The sequence below is a fragment of the Streptomyces sp. NPDC087428 genome (genome assembly GCF_044744085.1).
GTDB lineage: Bacteria > Actinomycetota > Actinomycetes > Streptomycetales > Streptomycetaceae > Streptomyces.
In genome coordinates this window covers 18,770-34,474 of sequence record NZ_JBIUXR010000022.1, presented here as the reverse complement: position 1 = coordinate 34,474, position 15,705 = coordinate 18,770, and the positions used below count along the sequence as shown (strand labels likewise).

The following is a 15,705-nucleotide window of genomic DNA, read 5'->3' as shown; positions in this document are numbered from 1 at the left end:
GCAGGTCTGATCAGACGGCTTCGGCGGTGGAGACCGCGAGGTGGAGGTCCACCGGCAGATCCTGCCGGCGGGTGATGTTGAGTTTGCGGTAGACGCGGGTGAGGTGCTGTTCGACGGTGCTGACGGTGATGTGCAGCTTCAGGGAGATCTCGCGGTTGGTGTAGCCGCTCGCCGCGAGGGTGGCCACCCGGCGCTCGGAGTCGCTCAACTTGGTGTCGAGATCGGAACGGTACTCCTCCGGGGCGCCGCGCCGGTGCGTTCCGTCCTCCGGACCGAGTTCCGGGCAGATCTCCTCGCACAGCGATTCGGCACCGCACTCCCGGGCCAGGTTCCAGGCCCTGCGGATCACCGCGTCCGCCCGTGCGGGTTCGGCGACCGCCCGCAGGGAACGGCCCAGCGCGGCGAGCGAACGGGCCAGTTCCACCCGGTCGCCGGAGCGGCTCAGCTCGTCGACCGACTGATTCAGCAGGGCGAGCTGCTGGCGAGGATCCGAGGTCACCGCGCGTAGACGAAGACTGATACCGCGTACCCACGGCCTGCGCGCGTCCGGATCGGCGAACTGCTGCTCCACGAGCGCCTTGGCCCGCTGCGTCTCGCCGAGCCGGAACAGCGCGTCGGCCGCGTCCGTGCGCCAGGGCAGCACCGCCGGCCGGTCCACACCCCAGCTCTTGGCGAGCCGGCCCGCCTCCAGGAAGTCGCCCAGCGCGGCCTGGAGTTGATGAGTGGCCATGAGGTAGAGACCGCGGGCGCGCAGGTAGGAGAGACCGTGCGTGCTCTTGAACAGCGTGTCCGCGACGGGCTGGTGGAGCTGCCGGGCGACCGCCGCGTGGTCCCCCATGAGGGTGCGCGCCCGGATCAGGGTGGCCGTCGGGCTGCCGATGAACGCGCTGCTGCTCTGCTCGGGCAGGCAGTCCAGCGCCCGGCGCGCGTACTCCTCCGCCGCGTGCAGATCGCTCAGCCGCAGCAGCACCGCCGCGAGCGCGGAGGAGAACAGGGCCTGCCAGGCGGGGGCCTTCTGGCGCTCGGCCTCGGCGATCAGCTCGCGGCAGCAGGCGGCGGCCCGTTCGGGCTGACCGAAGTAGGAGAGGGACCGCAGTGCGCGCATGACCGGTTCCAGCGTCTCGTCGGTGAGGACGGTCGTGCGCAGGAAGCGTTCGGCGGCCGTGGTCTCGGCGCTGGTCTCGGTGTCGGCGGGTCTTCCCCCGCCTGGTTCCCCCGGGTTCTCGATCCGGACCCCGGACGTGCCCGCCGCCTCGGCCGGACGGCGTCCGTATCCGGTCCCCGCGGGGGCCCCGGCGCCGCTCGCCGCGGTATCGCTGAGGATCATGGACATCACCTCGGCCGCCTCGGCGATCCGGCCCTGGGAGGTGAGGAGTTCGGCCAGCGGTGCCAGGCGCTCCGCGGCCAGCCGGCCCGACCGGAGCACCGCGAGCGGGGCCGACAGGTGCTTCTCCGCCCGTCCCGGGTTGACCCGCCAGGTGACGGCCGCGAGCCGGGTCTTGATGTCGGCCCGCTGCTGTTCGTCGCGGCTCAGCTCGTGGGCGAGTTCGAGCGCCTTGGTGGCACGGACGGATTCGCCGTGGGCGAGCAGGTCCTCGGTGGCCTCCCGCAGCACGTCGACGGCCCAGGGGACGGCGGTGAGCGATCGGCCCAGCTGGGCGGCGGCGAGCAGATGGCCGGCGACCTGGGTGACGGACTCGCTCTCCAGGTGCAGGAGTTCGGCGGTACGCAGGTGCAGGCCCGCCAGCACGTCGGCCGGCACCTGGTCCAGGATCGCCGTCTTGGTGTGGGGGTGCGGGAAGCGGTGACCGTTGAGAATGCCGGAGGCGGACAGCGAGGCGACCGACTGCGCGGCGGCGAAGGCCGGGACGCCCAGGAGCCGGCCGGCCCGCTCCGGTGTGTAGGAGTCGCCCAGCACGGCGAGCGCCGCGCCCAGGTCCAGCATGTGCGGTCCGCTGTGCCGCAGGCAGGTCAGGACGGCCTGCCCGAACAGCCCGCCCTGCTCGGGGCGGAAGGCGTCGGTGCCGGTCGGGGCCGAGCGGTACTCCTCCAGGAGCGCGCGCAGCAGCAGCGGGTTGCCCCCGCTGATCGCGTGCAGCTCGCCCGAGAGCGCCTCGCGCGGTGTGGGGCCGTGGGAGCCGGCCGCGACGCGCCGGCATCCCTCGGGGCTCAGCCGCCGCAGCCGGATGCGCCGCACGTTGCGGCTGCGCAGCAGCTCCGTACCGAAGGCGGCGTCCTGGCCCTCCTGGTGGAGGGGCGTCGTGAGGACCAGCAGCATCCTGGTGGAGCGGCAGTGCCGGACGATGTGCTGGAGATAGCGCAGGGACGCGCTGTCCGCGTGGTGCACGTCGTCGACGGAGATGATGACCGGGGTGGTGGCGCCCAGCCGCTCCAGCGCCGCCTGGAACTCCCGCATCGCGCTGACCTGCGGCTGGCCGTCCGGTGTCGCGGAGGCCTCGGGCAGTGCGCCGGCCGGCGCGTCCCCGGTCAGCTGCCGCATCAGGCCGAGCGGCAGGGCCCGTTCGGTCGGTGAGCAGTACGCCCGCAGGGCCACCTCGTCGCCCGTGTCGGTCCATTCGGCCAGGGTGTCGACGAGCTCACTCTTGCCGCATCCCGCGGCTCCCTCGATGAGGACGATACGGGCCGCGCCGTTCCGGCACTCGTCGAGTGCCGTGCGCAACGTCCTGACTTCCAGCTCTCTTTCGGCAAATTCCACTCTGTCCCCCGAACACCACGCTGCAGATTGACTTGTTCCGGCATTGGCAAAATGCCTCATTGGAACGCGTGTGGCGTATATGGAACGCGTGTGCGTACGCCACACGCCTCTGAGTGTGGCGCACGCTCGGCGCATCCTCTAGTGGCCACAAGCTGCACGCACGGCGAGGCGGTGTTGCGTTCGCCGGTCACGGTCCAACGCTTGTCGGTTCCGAGGGAGTTCGGTCGGTCTAAGATGCCCCGACGGCTTCAAGGCAAGGGTGGTGCTGTGGGTCACCGTGAAGATCTTCTGGAAGGCGCGAAACGCTGTCTCCTGGAGAAGGGGTTCGCCCGTACGAGCGCGCGGGACATTGTGGCGGCGTCCGGAACCGCTCTGGCGTCCATCGGCTACCACTACGGTTCCAAGGACGCCCTGCTGGTGCAGGCGTACGTCCAGGCGATGCAGGAGTGGGCGGACGAGTTCGGACCGGACACCGCGATCGGGGCCGATCTCGAATCCGCCTCGTCGACGATCGAGCGCTTCGAGATGGTGTGGAACCGCATCGTCGAGATCTTCCCGGAGCGCAAACCCCTGTGGGCGCTGAGCGTGGAGGTCGCCGTGCACGCGGAGAACCAGCCCCTGATGCGTGAGGGGCTCTCCAGGGCGCAGCCGTTCGGCTGGTCGGCGCTGGTGGCGCTCTTCCACGGCGTGGACGAGAGCGAGGTCGACGAGCAGATGGCGGTCACCCTCGGGCGGTTCTACGCCGCGTTGCTCAACGGGGTGATGTCGCTGTGGCTGTTCTCGCCGGAGACCGCGCCCTCCGGGCGTGATCTGGCCGAGGCGATGCGGGCCATTCTGGTGCTGCACCAGGGTGCCGCCGCCGTTACGGGCCCGGCTGCCTGAAGGGGGCCGGGCCCGGCTGCCCGGCAAGGGGTGCGAAGGGCGGTCGGGCGCCCGGGAGGGGGCGGGTGCCGCGGCCGCCGCCCCCTCAGGGCTCGTCGCGGACCAGGCCGGCGTCGCGCAGCTCGCTCACCCAGATGTCCATGTCGGTACGGGTGTTCTCCGGGTCCGTGCACCACAGCTCGGCCAGCATCTCGGCCGCCGGGCCGAGTTGGCCGTTGTGCTGGCGCAACGCGATCCACATGGCCGCGGCGACGGGGCTGCACCGGTAACTGGGGCCGTCCGGCGAGGTGAGGAATTCGAGGCACCCGTCCTCGGTGACGCGCGAGGTGACGCCGTGCTCTGGTCGTACCGGCACTCTGGCCTCCGTAGTCGATAGCCGGTCGGTGACGGCCAACCATGGGAAGGAGGCGTGACCGTGTACGCGGGGCGGGTTGGGGGGATGTCTGTCAGGCCGGTGTGCTCACGGGCGCCGGCCGGGACTGCCTCGCACATCGGTTCTTGAGGGCAGACTGCCCGATGCCGCGATAGACGTTAGTCTAGTACGGTCGTCTAGATTCTGGTGGGGGAAGCGCAACTCTGTCCGGATTCCATTGGACGGGGCATGAAACGCGCATGCCCCGGAGATGACTCCGGGGCATGCGGCAGGGGGCTTCCCGAGACGGACGCCGGTCCGGGCGCCCCGTACGGCACTACACGCGGACGGCCCGCCGCCCCCGGCGGTTCACGGTCCCACCGCCAGTACGCCCGTGCGCGCGCGGATCAGATCGAGGACCGCGGCCACGTGGGAGTCCAGGAAGAAGTGGCCGCCCGGGAACACCTTCAGCTCGAACGACGCCGTGGTGTGCGCGCGCCACGACTCCGCCTCGTCGACGGTCACCTGCGGATCGTCGTCACCGACGAGCGCCATGACGTCCAGGCCGAGCGGCGGCCCCGGCCGGTAGCGGTAGGTCTCCGCGGCCTTGTAGTCGCTGCGGATCGCCGGGAGGATCATCCGCAGGATCTCGGGATCGGCCAGCACCGCGGAGTCCGTCCCGCTCAGTTGGGTGATGTCCGCGATGAGGCGGTCGTCGTCCGCCAGGTGCACGGTCTCCTCGCGCACCCGGGAGGGCGCCCGGCGGCCGGAGGCGAAGAGCATCCCAGGCGGTGTCCCCGCGGCCTCCAGCCTGCGGGCCACCTCGAACGCGAGCGTCGCCCCCATGCTGTGGCCGAACAGGATCAGGGGTACGTCACCCCAGGGGCGCAGCTCCGCCACGACGAGGCCGGCCAGCTCCTCGATGTCCTCGACGCAGGGCTCGTTCCTGCGGTCCTGGCGGCCCGGGTACTGGATCGCGAGTACGTCGACCGCGGGGGACAGCGCACGCGACACCGGGAAGTAGTAGGTGGCCGATCCGCCCGCGTGCGGGAAACAGACCAGGCGGGCGCGTGCCTCCGGCGCCGGATGGAAACGCCGGATCCAGGGTCCGGTCTCCCGGGAGTCGTCCGTCATCAGTGCTCTACATCCTTACTCATCGTGCCGCCCAGCTTCCTGGCGGCCGGTAGTGAAGCGGTGCGCTCCAGCGGGGCGCGGTGTCGGGGCGGGGGGCGTCCGGACCGGCCGCCGGGGCGCGGCGCAGGCTCAGCAGCGCCGCGGTCACCGCGGCGATCTCCTCGCTGGACGGCGCGCCGCCGAGGAAACGCAGCGCCGGTCCGGTGCGGTCCGGGGCCGCGGTCCGGGCCGCCGGGGCGTGGGCGAGAACGGTCATGGGGCGGGTCACTCCTCACAGGTCACAGGTCACAGATCGTCGCGGGTCGCGGATCGCGGGGCTCAGGTCGGCGGGTTGCCGTGCTTGCGGGCCGGGACCGGCGCGTCCTTCGTCCGCAGCATCGCGAGGGAACTCACCAGCACCGCACGGGTCTCGGCCGGATCGATCACATCGTCGACCAGCCCGCGCTCCGCCGCGTAGTAGGGGTGCATCAGCTCCTGCTGGTACTCCTTGATCCGCTGCTCACGGGCTGCCGCGGGATCGGGCGCGGCGGCGATCTCGCGGCGGAAGACGATGTTCGCCGCACCCTCCGCGCCCATCACGGCGATCTCGTTGGTCGGCCACGCGAAGGACAGGTCGGCCCCGATGGACCGCGAGTCCATCACGATGTACGCACCGCCGTACGCCTTGCGCAGGATGACCTGGACGCGCGGAACGGTCGCGTCGCAGTAGGCGTAGAGCAGCTTCGCACCGTGCCGGATGATGCCCCGGTGCTCCTGGTCGGTGCCCGGCAGGAAGCCCGGCACGTCCACCAGCGTGACCAGGGGGATGCTGAACGCGTCGCAGGTCTGGACGAACCGCGCCGCCTTCTCCGAGGCGTGGATGTCCAGCACCCCGGCCTGCGAGGCGGGCTGGTTCGCGACGATGCCGACCGTGTGGCCGTCCAGCCGGGCCAGCGCGCAGATGATGTTGGTGGCCCACTGCGCGTGGACCTCGAAGAAGTCCTCGTCGTCGACGATCTCCCGGATCACCGCACGCATGTCGTACGACTGGTTGGCGTGGTGCGGCACCAGGGTCAGCAGGCTCTCGCACCGCCGGTCCGGGGGATCGTCGGTCGGCGCCTCCGGCGGCAGTTCGCGGTTGTTCGCGGGCAGCAGCGAGAGCAGGTGCCTGACCTCCTCCAGGCACTCCGCCTCGTCGTCGTACACGAAGCCCGCCGCGCCGGAGACCGTCGCGTGCACCTCCGCCCCACCGAGCTGTTCGTGTGTCACCCGCTCGTTGGTGACGGCCTGGACCACGTCCGGACCGGTGATGTACATCTGCGAGATGTCCCGCACCATGAAGACGAAATCGGTGAGCGCCGGCGAGTAGGTCGCGCCGCCCGCGCACGGCCCGAGGATCACGCTGATCTGCGGAATCACCCCGGACGCCCGCACGTTGCGGCGGAAGATGCCGCCGTACCCGGCCAGCGCCGTCACACCCTCCTGGATCCGCGCCCCCGCGCCGTCGCTCAGACCCACCAGCGGCGCCCCGGACGACAGCGCCAGATCCATCACCTTGTGGATCTTCTGCGCGTGCGCCTCGCCCAGCGAGCCGCCGAAGACCCTGAAGTCGTGCGCGTACGCGAACACCGTACGGCCGTGCACCTGGCCCCACCCGGTGATCACCCCGTCCCCGCTCGGCCGCCGGTGCTCCAGGCCGAAGCCCGTGGACCGGTGCCGCCGCAGCGGCTCCACCTCGCGGAACGTGCCCGGGTCGAAGAGCAGCTCCAGCCGCTCCGGAGCGGTCAGCTTGCCCCGGGCGTGCTGCTGTTCGGTGGAGCGCGGGCCCATCCCCTCACGCGCCGCACTCTTCAGCTCCGCCGCCTGAGCCACCAGCGAGCGCAGATCCGGCCGGGGTGCCGGGGAACGGTCGCCCGCACTGTCCGACGGGGCGTCCTGAATCACTGTCATGGTCCCACCCATCCATGGCTCGACGGTGCGCGGCGGATTCCTCCACCGGCGCCGGAATCCGGATAACCGTCCCTCATTGAAGACCCGGCGCGGCCCCGTGCCCTCCCCTAAGTTGTCCGGCACCCCCCTACACCGGGCCCACGGGCCCGAGCCCGGCCCGCCGCCGGGACCCGCCCCGTCCGGTCCCGACGCCCGACCCTTAGGGGCCCTACGGGGCACCGCCGGGTGGAAGCGAAGTCCCTTTACGCCGGCCGGACCGCAGGACGCCGCGCCACCACGAGCACGCGGCGTCAACGGAATTGGGACCCGCAACCTTAGGGGTTTTGGCGGCGGCGGGCAGACCTCAGCCTGGGTCCCGACCGGTTCGGAAACGAAGCGCCCGACGGGCTGATCGCGCCGGGACGACGGGCTGAAGGGCAGGACACCATGAGAGACGACTTCCGCACCGGCGCTGCGCTGGTCTTCCCCGGCATGAGCCCCACGCGCTTCCAGGACTCGGCCAAATTCATGCTGATCAACCCGGTGGCCCGCCGGCTGGTCGCCGACGCCGACGACGCGCTCGGCTACTCGCTCGTCGACCGCTACCGCGAGGCCGAGGGCGACTACAGCGAATACGCGCAGGTCGCGTTCCTCGTCAACTGCCTGGCGCTCGCCGCGTGGGCGCACGACCGCTTCGACCCGGAACCCGCGCTCTGCGTCGGACCCAGCTTCGGCGGAAAGACCGCGGCCGCCCACACCGGCGTCCTCGACTTCGCCGACGCGGTCCGCCTGACCGCCGGCTGGGCCAGGCTCCTGGAGTCCTGGTTCGCCGAGAACCACCAGGACGTCGTCACCCACTCCTTCACCCGCGTCCCGCTCCCGGAACTGGACCGGGTGCTCGCCGAACTCGACGAGCGCGGCGAGTGGTACGAGATCTCCTGCCACGTCGACGAGGACTTCCACATGGTGTCGCTGCGCGCGCCCGTCCTGGACTGGCTGGGCAAGCGGCTCCGCTCGGTGGGCGGCCTGCCGCTGTACACGATGCGCCCGCCCATGCACGCGAGCGTCTTCGCCCCGCTGCGCGAGCGGGCCGAGAAGGAACTGTTCGCCCCCCTGACCTTCCACGATCCCCGCATCCCGGTCGTCGCCGACCAGGACGGCACCCTGCTGACCACCGGCGAACAGGTCCGCACCATGCTGCTCGACGGCTTCGTCCGCCCGGTCCGCTGGCCCGTCGTCGTCGACTCCCTGCGCCGCCACGGCGTCGGCAGGCTGTACGTCGCGGGACCGGACAGCCTCTTCGGCCGGGTACCCGTCACCACCAGGAACTTCGACGTCGTCGCCGTGGACCCCCGGACGGCGCTCAGGCCCGTCCGCCGGAGCCTCGCCGCCTGAGCGCGGCCCGGTCACCCCGGACCCAACGCACCTCCGGTGGGACGCGCCCAGGCCGGCGCCGCGTCCCTGCCACCGGAACTCAGGACCGGCCGCGGACTTCCGAGCGAGAGGTACACCATGACCCTTCTGACCAGGACCGACCTGGGATTCGCCTATCTGCAGCTGACCGGGTCGGCCTGGCAGGAGCCGGTGCGGTACACGCTGGAGGAGCGGCTGGCCGCGCTGGCCGAGAACAACTGCGTCTCGATGGGCATGAGCATCGAGGAGCTGGAGTCGTTCCTCTCCGAGTACTCCGCGGACAAGCTGCGCGGACTGCTCTCCGAGTACGCGGTCCGGCTGCACGAGCTGGAGGTCCACTTCGGCTGGAACGCCGGACCCGAGGAGAGCGCCGCCGCCCTGGAGACGGAGACCCGCTTCTTCGAGCTGGCCGAGATCGCCGGCATTCCCTCCGTCAAGTCCTGCGCCGTCTACCCGCCCGGTGTGGAGATGCCGCCCACCGAGGTCCTCGCCGAGCGCTTCGGCGCGATGTGCGACCGGGCCGCCGCGCGCGGACTGAACGTCTCCCTCGAAGCGATGGCCGTGATGCCCGGCTTCACCTACCAGGTCGCCTCCGACATCATCGCCGCCGCCGACCGGCCCAACGCCGGTCTGCTCGTCGACATGTGGCACCTCTTCCGCGACCCGACGGGCCTCGGCTCGATCGACCAGCTGACGGGCGCGCAGATCGCGGGCGTGGAGTTCGGGGACGCCCCGCGCACCGCGTCCCCCGACGTCATGAACGAAGTCCTCAGCGGCCGCCTGCTGCCGGGCGACGGCGACTTCGACATCACCGGGCTGCTGCGCAAGCTGGACGCCAAGGGCGTCGACGTCACCCCGGCGGCGGAGGTCCTCTCCGCCGACCTGCGCGCCCTGCCGCTCAGCGAGAACATCGCCCGCACCGCCGCCGCCGTGCGCGCCTCCCTGGAGAAGGCGCGTGGCTGAGCCGGTCACCGCCGCCCCGTATCCACCGAGCGCAGAGACCTCTGGAGAAGGAACCGTGTCCGATCTCGTCGACGCATGCCCGCACGCCCAGCCCCGCCCCTTCCCCCTGGAGCGCACCGGCTGTCCCCTGGACCCCGCACCCGAGTACGCGACGCTGCGGGAGACCGAGCCGGTCTCCCGGGTCAAGCTCAGGTTCAACGGCCGTGAGGCCTGGCTCCTCACCCGTTACGAGGACGTCCGGCAGATGCTGGTCGACCCGCGGTTCAGCGCCAACATGGCGGACCCCGGCTACCCGCTCCAGTTCCACTTCCCCATGGAACTGCTGGGCAAGGTCAAGCCCGCCCTGCTGCACATGGACCCGCCGGAGCACACCGCGCACCGCATGATGCTGATGCCGGAACTCAGCGTGAAGCGCGTCGAGGCGATGCGGCCGCGCACCCAGGAGATCGTCGACGAGTGCATCGACGCGATGCTGGCCCAGGGCGGCCCGGTGGACCTGGTGTCCATGCTGTCGATGCCCGTGCCGTCCGTCGCCATGTGCGAGCTGACCGGTGTCCCGCACGAGTCGCGCGACCTGTTCCACCGCTGGGTCACCCTCCTCGTCACCCAGGGCAGCGCCGAGGAGCACGCCTCGGCCAACGCCGAGGTCGAGGTGCTCCTCTACGAGCTCATCGCCGAGCGGACGAAGAACCCCGGCGACGACCTGATCAGCAGCCTGCTCCAGCGCAACGGGGAGAAGAACGAGCTGGAACCGTCCGACATCAGCGCCCTGGTACGGGCCATGATCGCGGCCGGCCACGAGAGCACCGTCAACGGCATCTCCATCGGCGCCCTCGTCCTCCTCCAGCACCCCGAGCAGGCCGACTGGCTCCGCGAGCACCCCGAGCTCTCCGGCCAGGCCGTCGACGAGCTGTCGCGCTACTCCAGCATCTCCGACCACGGCACCGTCCGGGTCGCACTGGACGACGCCGTGATCGGCGGCCAGCTGATCCGCAAGGGCGAGGGCGTCATCTGCTCGCTCTCCGCCTCCAACCACGACCCGGCCGTCTTCAAGGACCCCAACACCCTGGACCTGAGCCGCCGCGAGGCACGCCACAACGTCGCGTTCGGCTTCGGACGCCACCAGTGCGCGGGCCAGATGCTCGTCCGCATGCAGCTGGAGGTCGTCTTCACGACCCTGCTGCGGCGCATCCCCGGACTGCGTCTCGACGCGGCCCTGGACGAACTGCCCTTCAAGGCCAACGCCCTCATCGACGGCGTCCACGAGCTGCCGGTGACCTGGTAAAGGAGTTTCCCCATGCGTGTGATCGTCGACAAAGAACGCTGTGTCGCCGCCGGTTCCTGTGTGATCACCTCGCCCGCGGTCTTCGACCAGGACGAGGAGGACGGCAAGGTCGTCCTGCTGATCGAGACGCCGGACGAGAAACTCCGCGAGGAAGTCCTGGAGTCCGTCAACGTCTGCCCGGTCGCGGCGCTGAGCGTCGCCGACTAGGTACGGGGCGCAGCCCCCGGAAGCCGGGGCACGGAACCCACCCCCTCAGGTTCCGTGCCCCGGCCGCACCGGCTCCCCACACCTCCGAAGAGCCCGGCCCCCGTCGCGCGACGACGCCGGCCCGCTCGCCACCCACACCCGAAAGCGACGTTGGAACCGTGGAGAATCCGAACACCACTTACGCGCCGACGGCGCACGGGAACGGCGGGACGGTCCATTCCCTCCTCGACGACGCGACCGCCGACACCCCCGACGGACGGTGTCTGCACGACTCCGCCGGCGAGGTGACGTACCGGCGGATGGCCGAACTCAGCCACGGCTTCGCCGCCTGGCTCACCGAGCAGGGCGCGGCCCGCGGTGACCGGCTGCTGGTCCAGCTGCCCAGCCGGCGGGAACTGGTGGCGATGGTCTACGGGGCCTCGCGCCTCGGAGTGATCCTGGTGCCGCTCAACCCCGCGATGAAGGAGTACCACCTCCGGTCCGTCATCGAGGACGCCGAACCCACCCTGATCATCGGCGACGGCCCCACCACCGAGGTGCTCGGCCGGGCCGCCGGCCTCCCCGTGCACGACCTCGCGGCGATCTGGCCCCACGTCGAGGAGGCCGCCGGCCGCCCGGCGCCGCCGCCCCTCGACATCGGCGTCGACGAGACCGCGTTCCTCGTCTACACCTCCGGCTCCACCGCCGCGCCCAAGGCGGTCGTGTGCCCGCACGCGCAGGTCACCTTCGCCTCCCGCGCCATCCAGGAAGTGCTGGGATACCGGCCGGACGACGTCGTCTTCTGCCGCTTCCCGATCTCCTGGGACTACGGCCTGTACAAGGTGCTGCTCGCCTGCCTGGGACGCTCCCGACTGGTCCTGGACGGCGGCGAGTCCGACCTCGTCCTGCTGCGGCGGATGCGGGAGACCGGCGCGACCGTGGTGCCCATCGTCCCCTCGCTGGCCACGATGATCGGCACCCTCGCCCGGCGCGACACCCAGGACCCGCCCCCGGTAAGGATGTTCACCAACACCGGCGCCGCCCTGCCCGCCCACGCGGTCACCGCCCTGCGCGAGGCGTTCCCCGGCGTGCGGGTGGTCCGCCAGTTCGGCCAGACCGAGTGCAAGCGCGTCTCCATCATGCCGCCGGACCAGGAACACGAACGCCCCCAGTCGGTGGGCCTGCCCCTGCCCGGCACCACCGTCCTCATCCTCGACGCGGAGGGCCGGCCCCTCCCGGCCGGCGAGACCGGCGAGATCGTCGCCGTCGGCCCGCACGTCATGCCCGGCTACTGGCGCCGCCCCGAACTCTCGGCGCGCACCTTCCGCCGCGACCCCGGCACTGGGGCGCTGCGGCTGCACACCGGCGACTACGGCCGGCTCGACGAGGACGGCTACCTCTACTTCGAGGGCCGCCGCGACGACATGTTCAAGCGCAAGGGCATCCGGATGAGCACGGTGGAGATCGAGGCCGCCGCCATGGACATCCCCGGCGTGCGGACCGCCACGGCGCTGCCGCCCACAGAGACCCGGGACCTGGTCGTCTTCGCCGAGACGGAACTGCCGCCGCACACCGTTCTGAAGGAACTCGCCGAACGACTGGAGCCGGCCAAGGTGCCCGCCCTGTGCCGGGTCCTGGACGAACTGCCGCTGAGCCTGCACGGGAAGAACGCCCGGCAGCTGCTGACCGAGATGATCGACGGGGAAGGGCGATGAGCCGCTACCAGGCACTGGCCGAACGCTTCGGCACACCGCTGTACGTGTACGACCTCGACGAGATCGAGGCGGCCCGGCAGCAGCTGTCCGACGCGCTGCCCGAGGAGTTCACCCTCTTCTACGCCCTCAAGGCCAACCCCCACCCGGGGCTGGTCCGGGCCCTGCGCGAGGGCGAGGGCCGCCACTGCCGGCCCGAGATCAGCTCCACCGGCGAGCTGGAGTCCGCCCTCGCCGCCGGCTTCCGCGGCGAGGACTGCCTCTACACCGGCCCCGGCAAGACCGCGGGGGAACTGGACGAGGCGATCCGCCTGGGCGTCCGCGTCTTCTCCACCGACTCGGTCTCCGACGTCCGCCACGTCGCGGACGCCGCCCTGGCGAACGGGGTGACCGCCGACTGCCTGCTGCGCGTCAACAGCGCCACCGCCAGCGCCACCAGCAGCATCCGGATGACCGGCACCCCCTCGCAGTTCGGCTTCGACAGCGAGACCCTGGCCGACGTCGTCCCCGAACTGCGGACCGTCGCGGGCGTCCGTATCACCGGGATGCACTTCTTCCCGCTGAGCAACGCCAAGGACGAGGAGAGCCTCGTCGGCGAGTTCCGCCACACCATCGAACTGGCCGCCCGCCTCCAGCAGGAGCTGGACCTCCCCCTGCGCTTCCTCGACATCGGCGGCGGCTTCACCGTGCCGTACGCCGTGCCCGGCAGCCGGGGGACGTACCCCAAGCTGCGCGGCGAACTCGCGGCCGCGCTGGACACCCACTTCCCGCGCTGGCGGACCGAGGGCCCCGAGATCGCCTGCGAGTCCGGCCGCTACCTCGTCGGCGCGAGCGGCACGCTGGTCGCCTCGGTCAGCAACGTCAAGGTCAGCCGCGGCCGCAAGTTCGTCATCCTCGACGCGGGCATCAACACCTTCGGCGGCATGTCGGGCCTGGGCCGGCTGCTGCCCGTGGCCGTCGGGACCGAATCCGGGGAGTGCGTCGAATCCGCCAGCCTGGTGGGCCCGCTGTGCACGCCCGGCGACATCCTCGGCCGCGAGATCGACCTGCCCGCGCTCGCCCCCGGCGACCTGGTGACGATCCCCAACGCCGGGGCGTACGGGCCGACCGCCAGCCTGCTGATGTTCCTGGGCCGCCCGGCCCCCACCGAGGTGGTCGTACGGGGCGACACGGTGCTGTCCGTCTCCCGCATCGAGCACAGCCGCTCCTACGCGACCGTGGACGAACCGTCCGCGGCCACCCGGGCGGGAGAGACCGCATGAGCGCCCTCACGCACGGCGCCACCGACGCCGTGAGCGCGGCGGGCGGCCGGCGCGGCACCGTGATCGTCACCACCGTGGCCTCCGACTCCCACACCTGGAACCTCGTCTTCCTCCAGCTGCTCATCGAGGAGCTGGGATACCGGGTGATCAACCTGGGGCCGTGCGTCCCGGACCAGGTCCTCGTCGACGCCTGCCGGGAGACCGCCCCCGACCTGGTGGTGATCAGCAGCGTCAACGGGCACGGCCACCAGGACGGCCTGCGCGTCATCGACGCCCTGCGCACCCGCGGTGAACTGGCCTCGACCCCCGTGGTCATCGGCGGCAAGCTCGGCGTCGCCGGGCAGCAGAGCGACGCGGCGATCGGCGAGCTGATCTCCGCCGGTTTCGACGCCGTCTTCGACGACGCCTCCACCACCACCAGGGACTTCAGCCGGTTCGTCGGCGCCCTGACCACCACCCCCCGCGCCCTGGAACGCACCGAGGTCGTGGCGTGAGACCGGGCGCGCGCCCGCTCCGGCGGACGTCAGAGGGGGCGCGCCCGGTGGACTTCGGAGCCTTCGTCCGGGCCAGGAGCCGCGCCGGCGACCTGGTGGTGCAGCCCCGGATGGGGTTCAGTGACCCCGCCACCATGCGTGCCGGACTGGCCGCGACCCGCGCCGCCGACGCCGCGACCGTCGGCACCATCACCCTCGACAGCTACACCAGGGTCGGCGAACTGGCCTCCGTGGAAAGCGCGTTGCGGGCCGGGGCCGACCTCAACGGCTACCCCATCGTCAGCTACGACCCGGCCGTGACCGGTCAGGTTCTCGCGGGCATCAGGGACGAGGCGTTCCCCGTCCAGGTCCGGCACGGATCGGCCGTCCCCGAGGACATCTTCGCCGCGCTGCGCCGGACCCTGATCAACGCCACGGAGGGCGGCCCCGTCTCCTACTGCCTTCCCTACGGACGGACTCCGCTGGACGAGTCCGTACGGAACTGGGTCCGCTGCACCGAGGATTTCGCACAACTGCGGGAATCGGGCGTGGAACCGCATCTGGAGACGTTCGGCGGCTGCATGCTCGGGCAATTGTGCCCACCCAGCCAGCTGGTGGCGATCAGCGTGCTCGAAGCGCTTTTCTTCTGCGCGCACGGAATACGCAGTGTGTCGCTCAGCTATGCCCAGCAGACCCACCCGGGGCAGGACCGGGAAGCGGTCGCGGCTCTGCGGCGGCTCTGCGCCGAATTGCTCCCGACGCCCAACTGGCACGTGGTCATCTACGCCTACATGGGCGTGTACCCGACCACGGACGAGGGCGCCTATCTGCTGCTCGACCAGGCGACCCGCCTCGCCGTCGACTCCGGCTCGGAGCGGCTCATCGTGAAGACGGTGGCGGAGTCCCGCCGGATCCCGACCGTCGCGGAGAACGTCGCCGCACTGGAGTCCGCGGCCCGCACCGCCAGGGCGGCGCCGCCCGGCGGCCCGGCCCCCGCGGAGGCCGACTCGCAGACATACCTGGAGGCCAGAGCCCTGATCGAGGGGGTACTCGAACTGGCCCCGGACATCGGCCACGCACTCGTCCTCGCCTTCCGGCAGGGCGCCCTGGACATCCCGTACTGCCTGCACCCGGACAATCACGGCCGGGCCCGCAGCTACATCGACGGCGACGGCCGGCTGCGGTGGGCCGGCATCGGGCGGCTGCCGCTGGCCGGGCTCGTCGGCCGGGCCCGCGGCCGGGAGGTCACCTCGGCGGGACTGATCGCCGACCTCTCCTACGTACAGAAGTCGTTCGACCGGACCGCGATGGAATCCGGTGACTTCCGGGACCGCGAAGACGCGGACATCGCACCGGCCGGACACCGTTCACTCTCCCGCGGCGAATAACGGGCGAGATCTCAGGTCTTAGGGGGGCTCT

Annotated in this window: 14 protein-coding genes; 9 read left to right on the top strand and 5 right to left on the bottom strand. The window is 71.6% G+C overall.

Features of this window, described 5'->3' with window-relative positions:
• Positions 1–10: 10 nt before the first annotated feature.
• Positions 11–2,776, bottom strand: coding sequence for an AAA family ATPase (locus ACIO3R_RS35555; protein ID WP_402111140.1), 2,766 nt, complete (start codon positions 2,774–2,776; stop codon positions 11–13).
• A 207-nt stretch (positions 2,777–2,983) separates the two neighbouring features.
• Here ACIO3R_RS35555 and ACIO3R_RS35550 point away from each other — a divergent pair, with 207 nt between their 5' ends.
• Positions 2,984–3,598 (top strand): TetR/AcrR family transcriptional regulator, encoded by a 615-nt coding sequence (locus ACIO3R_RS35550; RefSeq protein ID WP_385032378.1) that lies wholly within the window; start codon positions 2,984–2,986, stop codon positions 3,596–3,598.
• 85 nt (positions 3,599–3,683) lie between these two features.
• Here ACIO3R_RS35550 and ACIO3R_RS35545 read toward each other — a convergent pair whose 3' ends face one another.
• The 4 genes from ACIO3R_RS35545 to ACIO3R_RS35530 all read right to left on the bottom strand — a co-directional run bounded on the left by ACIO3R_RS35545 (position 3,684) and on the right by ACIO3R_RS35530 (position 7,013).
• Positions 3,684–3,953: a PqqD family protein gene (locus ACIO3R_RS35545; RefSeq protein WP_363026846.1), complete on the bottom strand. Its 270-nt coding sequence runs from the start codon at positions 3,951–3,953 to the stop codon at positions 3,684–3,686.
• A 366-nt stretch (positions 3,954–4,319) separates the two neighbouring features.
• Entirely contained in the window at positions 4,320–5,084 is a 765-nt protein-coding gene (locus ACIO3R_RS35540; protein WP_402111139.1) for a thioesterase II family protein, read from the bottom strand.
• Positions 5,085–5,103: 19 nt separating this feature from the next.
• Entirely contained in the window at positions 5,104–5,340 is a 237-nt protein-coding gene (locus tag ACIO3R_RS35535; RefSeq protein ID WP_385032385.1) for an acyl-CoA carboxylase epsilon subunit, read from the bottom strand.
• Positions 5,341–5,402: 62 nt separating this feature from the next.
• A complete protein-coding gene (locus ACIO3R_RS35530; protein WP_402111137.1) occupies positions 5,403–7,013 on the bottom strand; it encodes an acyl-CoA carboxylase subunit beta in 1,611 nt (536 codons plus the stop codon).
• Positions 7,014–7,520: 507 nt separating this feature from the next.
• Between ACIO3R_RS35530 and ACIO3R_RS35525 the strand changes: the two genes are divergently transcribed.
• The 8 genes from ACIO3R_RS35525 to ACIO3R_RS35490 all read left to right on the top strand — a co-directional run bounded on the left by ACIO3R_RS35525 (position 7,521) and on the right by ACIO3R_RS35490 (position 15,674).
• A complete protein-coding gene (locus tag ACIO3R_RS35525) occupies positions 7,521–8,387 on the top strand; it encodes an ACP S-malonyltransferase (RefSeq protein WP_385032400.1) in 867 nt (288 codons plus the stop codon).
• Positions 8,388–8,504: 117 nt separating this feature from the next.
• Positions 8,505–9,368, top strand: a complete 864-nt coding sequence (locus ACIO3R_RS35520) for a sugar phosphate isomerase/epimerase family protein (protein WP_385032391.1) — start codon at positions 8,505–8,507, stop codon at positions 9,366–9,368.
• A 55-nt stretch (positions 9,369–9,423) separates the two neighbouring features.
• Positions 9,424–10,653: a cytochrome P450 gene (locus ACIO3R_RS35515; protein WP_385032394.1), complete on the top strand. Its 1,230-nt coding sequence runs from the start codon at positions 9,424–9,426 to the stop codon at positions 10,651–10,653.
• Between the two features lie 12 nt (positions 10,654–10,665).
• The gene (locus ACIO3R_RS35510; protein WP_363026834.1) at positions 10,666–10,860 is read left to right on the top strand and encodes a ferredoxin; all 195 of its coding nucleotides are present in this window, start codon (positions 10,666–10,668) and stop codon (positions 10,858–10,860) included.
• 158 nt (positions 10,861–11,018) lie between these two features.
• Complete coding sequence (locus ACIO3R_RS35505; protein ID WP_402111134.1) at positions 11,019–12,554, top strand: AMP-binding protein; 1,536 nt, start codon at positions 11,019–11,021, stop codon at positions 12,552–12,554.
• Complete coding sequence (locus tag ACIO3R_RS35500) at positions 12,551–13,813, top strand: type III PLP-dependent enzyme (RefSeq protein ID WP_402111132.1); 1,263 nt, start codon at positions 12,551–12,553, stop codon at positions 13,811–13,813. Before ACIO3R_RS35505 ends, ACIO3R_RS35500 begins: the two co-directional genes overlap by 4 nt.
• Positions 13,810–14,307 carry a cobalamin B12-binding domain-containing protein gene (locus tag ACIO3R_RS35495; protein ID WP_402111130.1) on the top strand — a complete coding sequence of 166 codons (498 nt, stop codon included), beginning with the start codon at positions 13,810–13,812 and terminating at the stop codon, positions 14,305–14,307. Before ACIO3R_RS35500 ends, ACIO3R_RS35495 begins: the two co-directional genes overlap by 4 nt.
• Positions 14,304–15,674 (top strand): methylaspartate mutase, encoded by a 1,371-nt coding sequence (locus ACIO3R_RS35490; RefSeq protein WP_385036553.1) that lies wholly within the window; start codon positions 14,304–14,306, stop codon positions 15,672–15,674. Before ACIO3R_RS35495 ends, ACIO3R_RS35490 begins: the two co-directional genes overlap by 4 nt.
• The last annotated feature ends 31 nt before the right edge of the window (positions 15,675–15,705 follow it).

What these genes read in the sequence shown, in the direction of transcription:
- ACIO3R_RS35525 (WP_385032400.1), top strand. Translation starts at nt 7,521, where the DNA reads ATGCTGATCAACCCGGTGGCCCGCCGGCTGGTCGCCGACGCCGACGAC.
- ACIO3R_RS35535 (WP_385032385.1), bottom strand. Translation starts at nt 5,340, where the DNA reads ATGACCGTTCTCGCCCACGCCCCGGCGGCCCGGACCGCGGCCCCGGAC.
- ACIO3R_RS35555 (WP_402111140.1), bottom strand. Translation starts at nt 2,776, where the DNA reads ATGAGGCATTTTGCCAATGCCGGAACAAGTCAATCTGCAGCGTGGTGT.
- ACIO3R_RS35530 (WP_402111137.1), bottom strand. Translation starts at nt 7,013, where the DNA reads ATGACAGTGATTCAGGACGCCCCGTCGGACAGTGCGGGCGACCGTTCC.
- ACIO3R_RS35520 (WP_385032391.1), top strand. Translation starts at nt 8,505, where the DNA reads ATGACCCTTCTGACCAGGACCGACCTGGGATTCGCCTATCTGCAGCTG.
- ACIO3R_RS35510 (WP_363026834.1), top strand. Translation starts at nt 10,666, where the DNA reads ATGCGTGTGATCGTCGACAAAGAACGCTGTGTCGCCGCCGGTTCCTGT.
- ACIO3R_RS35495 (WP_402111130.1), top strand. Translation starts at nt 13,810, where the DNA reads ATGAGCGCCCTCACGCACGGCGCCACCGACGCCGTGAGCGCGGCGGGC.
- ACIO3R_RS35500 (WP_402111132.1), top strand. Translation starts at nt 12,551, where the DNA reads ATGAGCCGCTACCAGGCACTGGCCGAACGCTTCGGCACACCGCTGTAC.
- ACIO3R_RS35540 (WP_402111139.1), bottom strand. Translation starts at nt 5,084, where the DNA reads ATGACGGACGACTCCCGGGAGACCGGACCCTGGATCCGGCGTTTCCAT.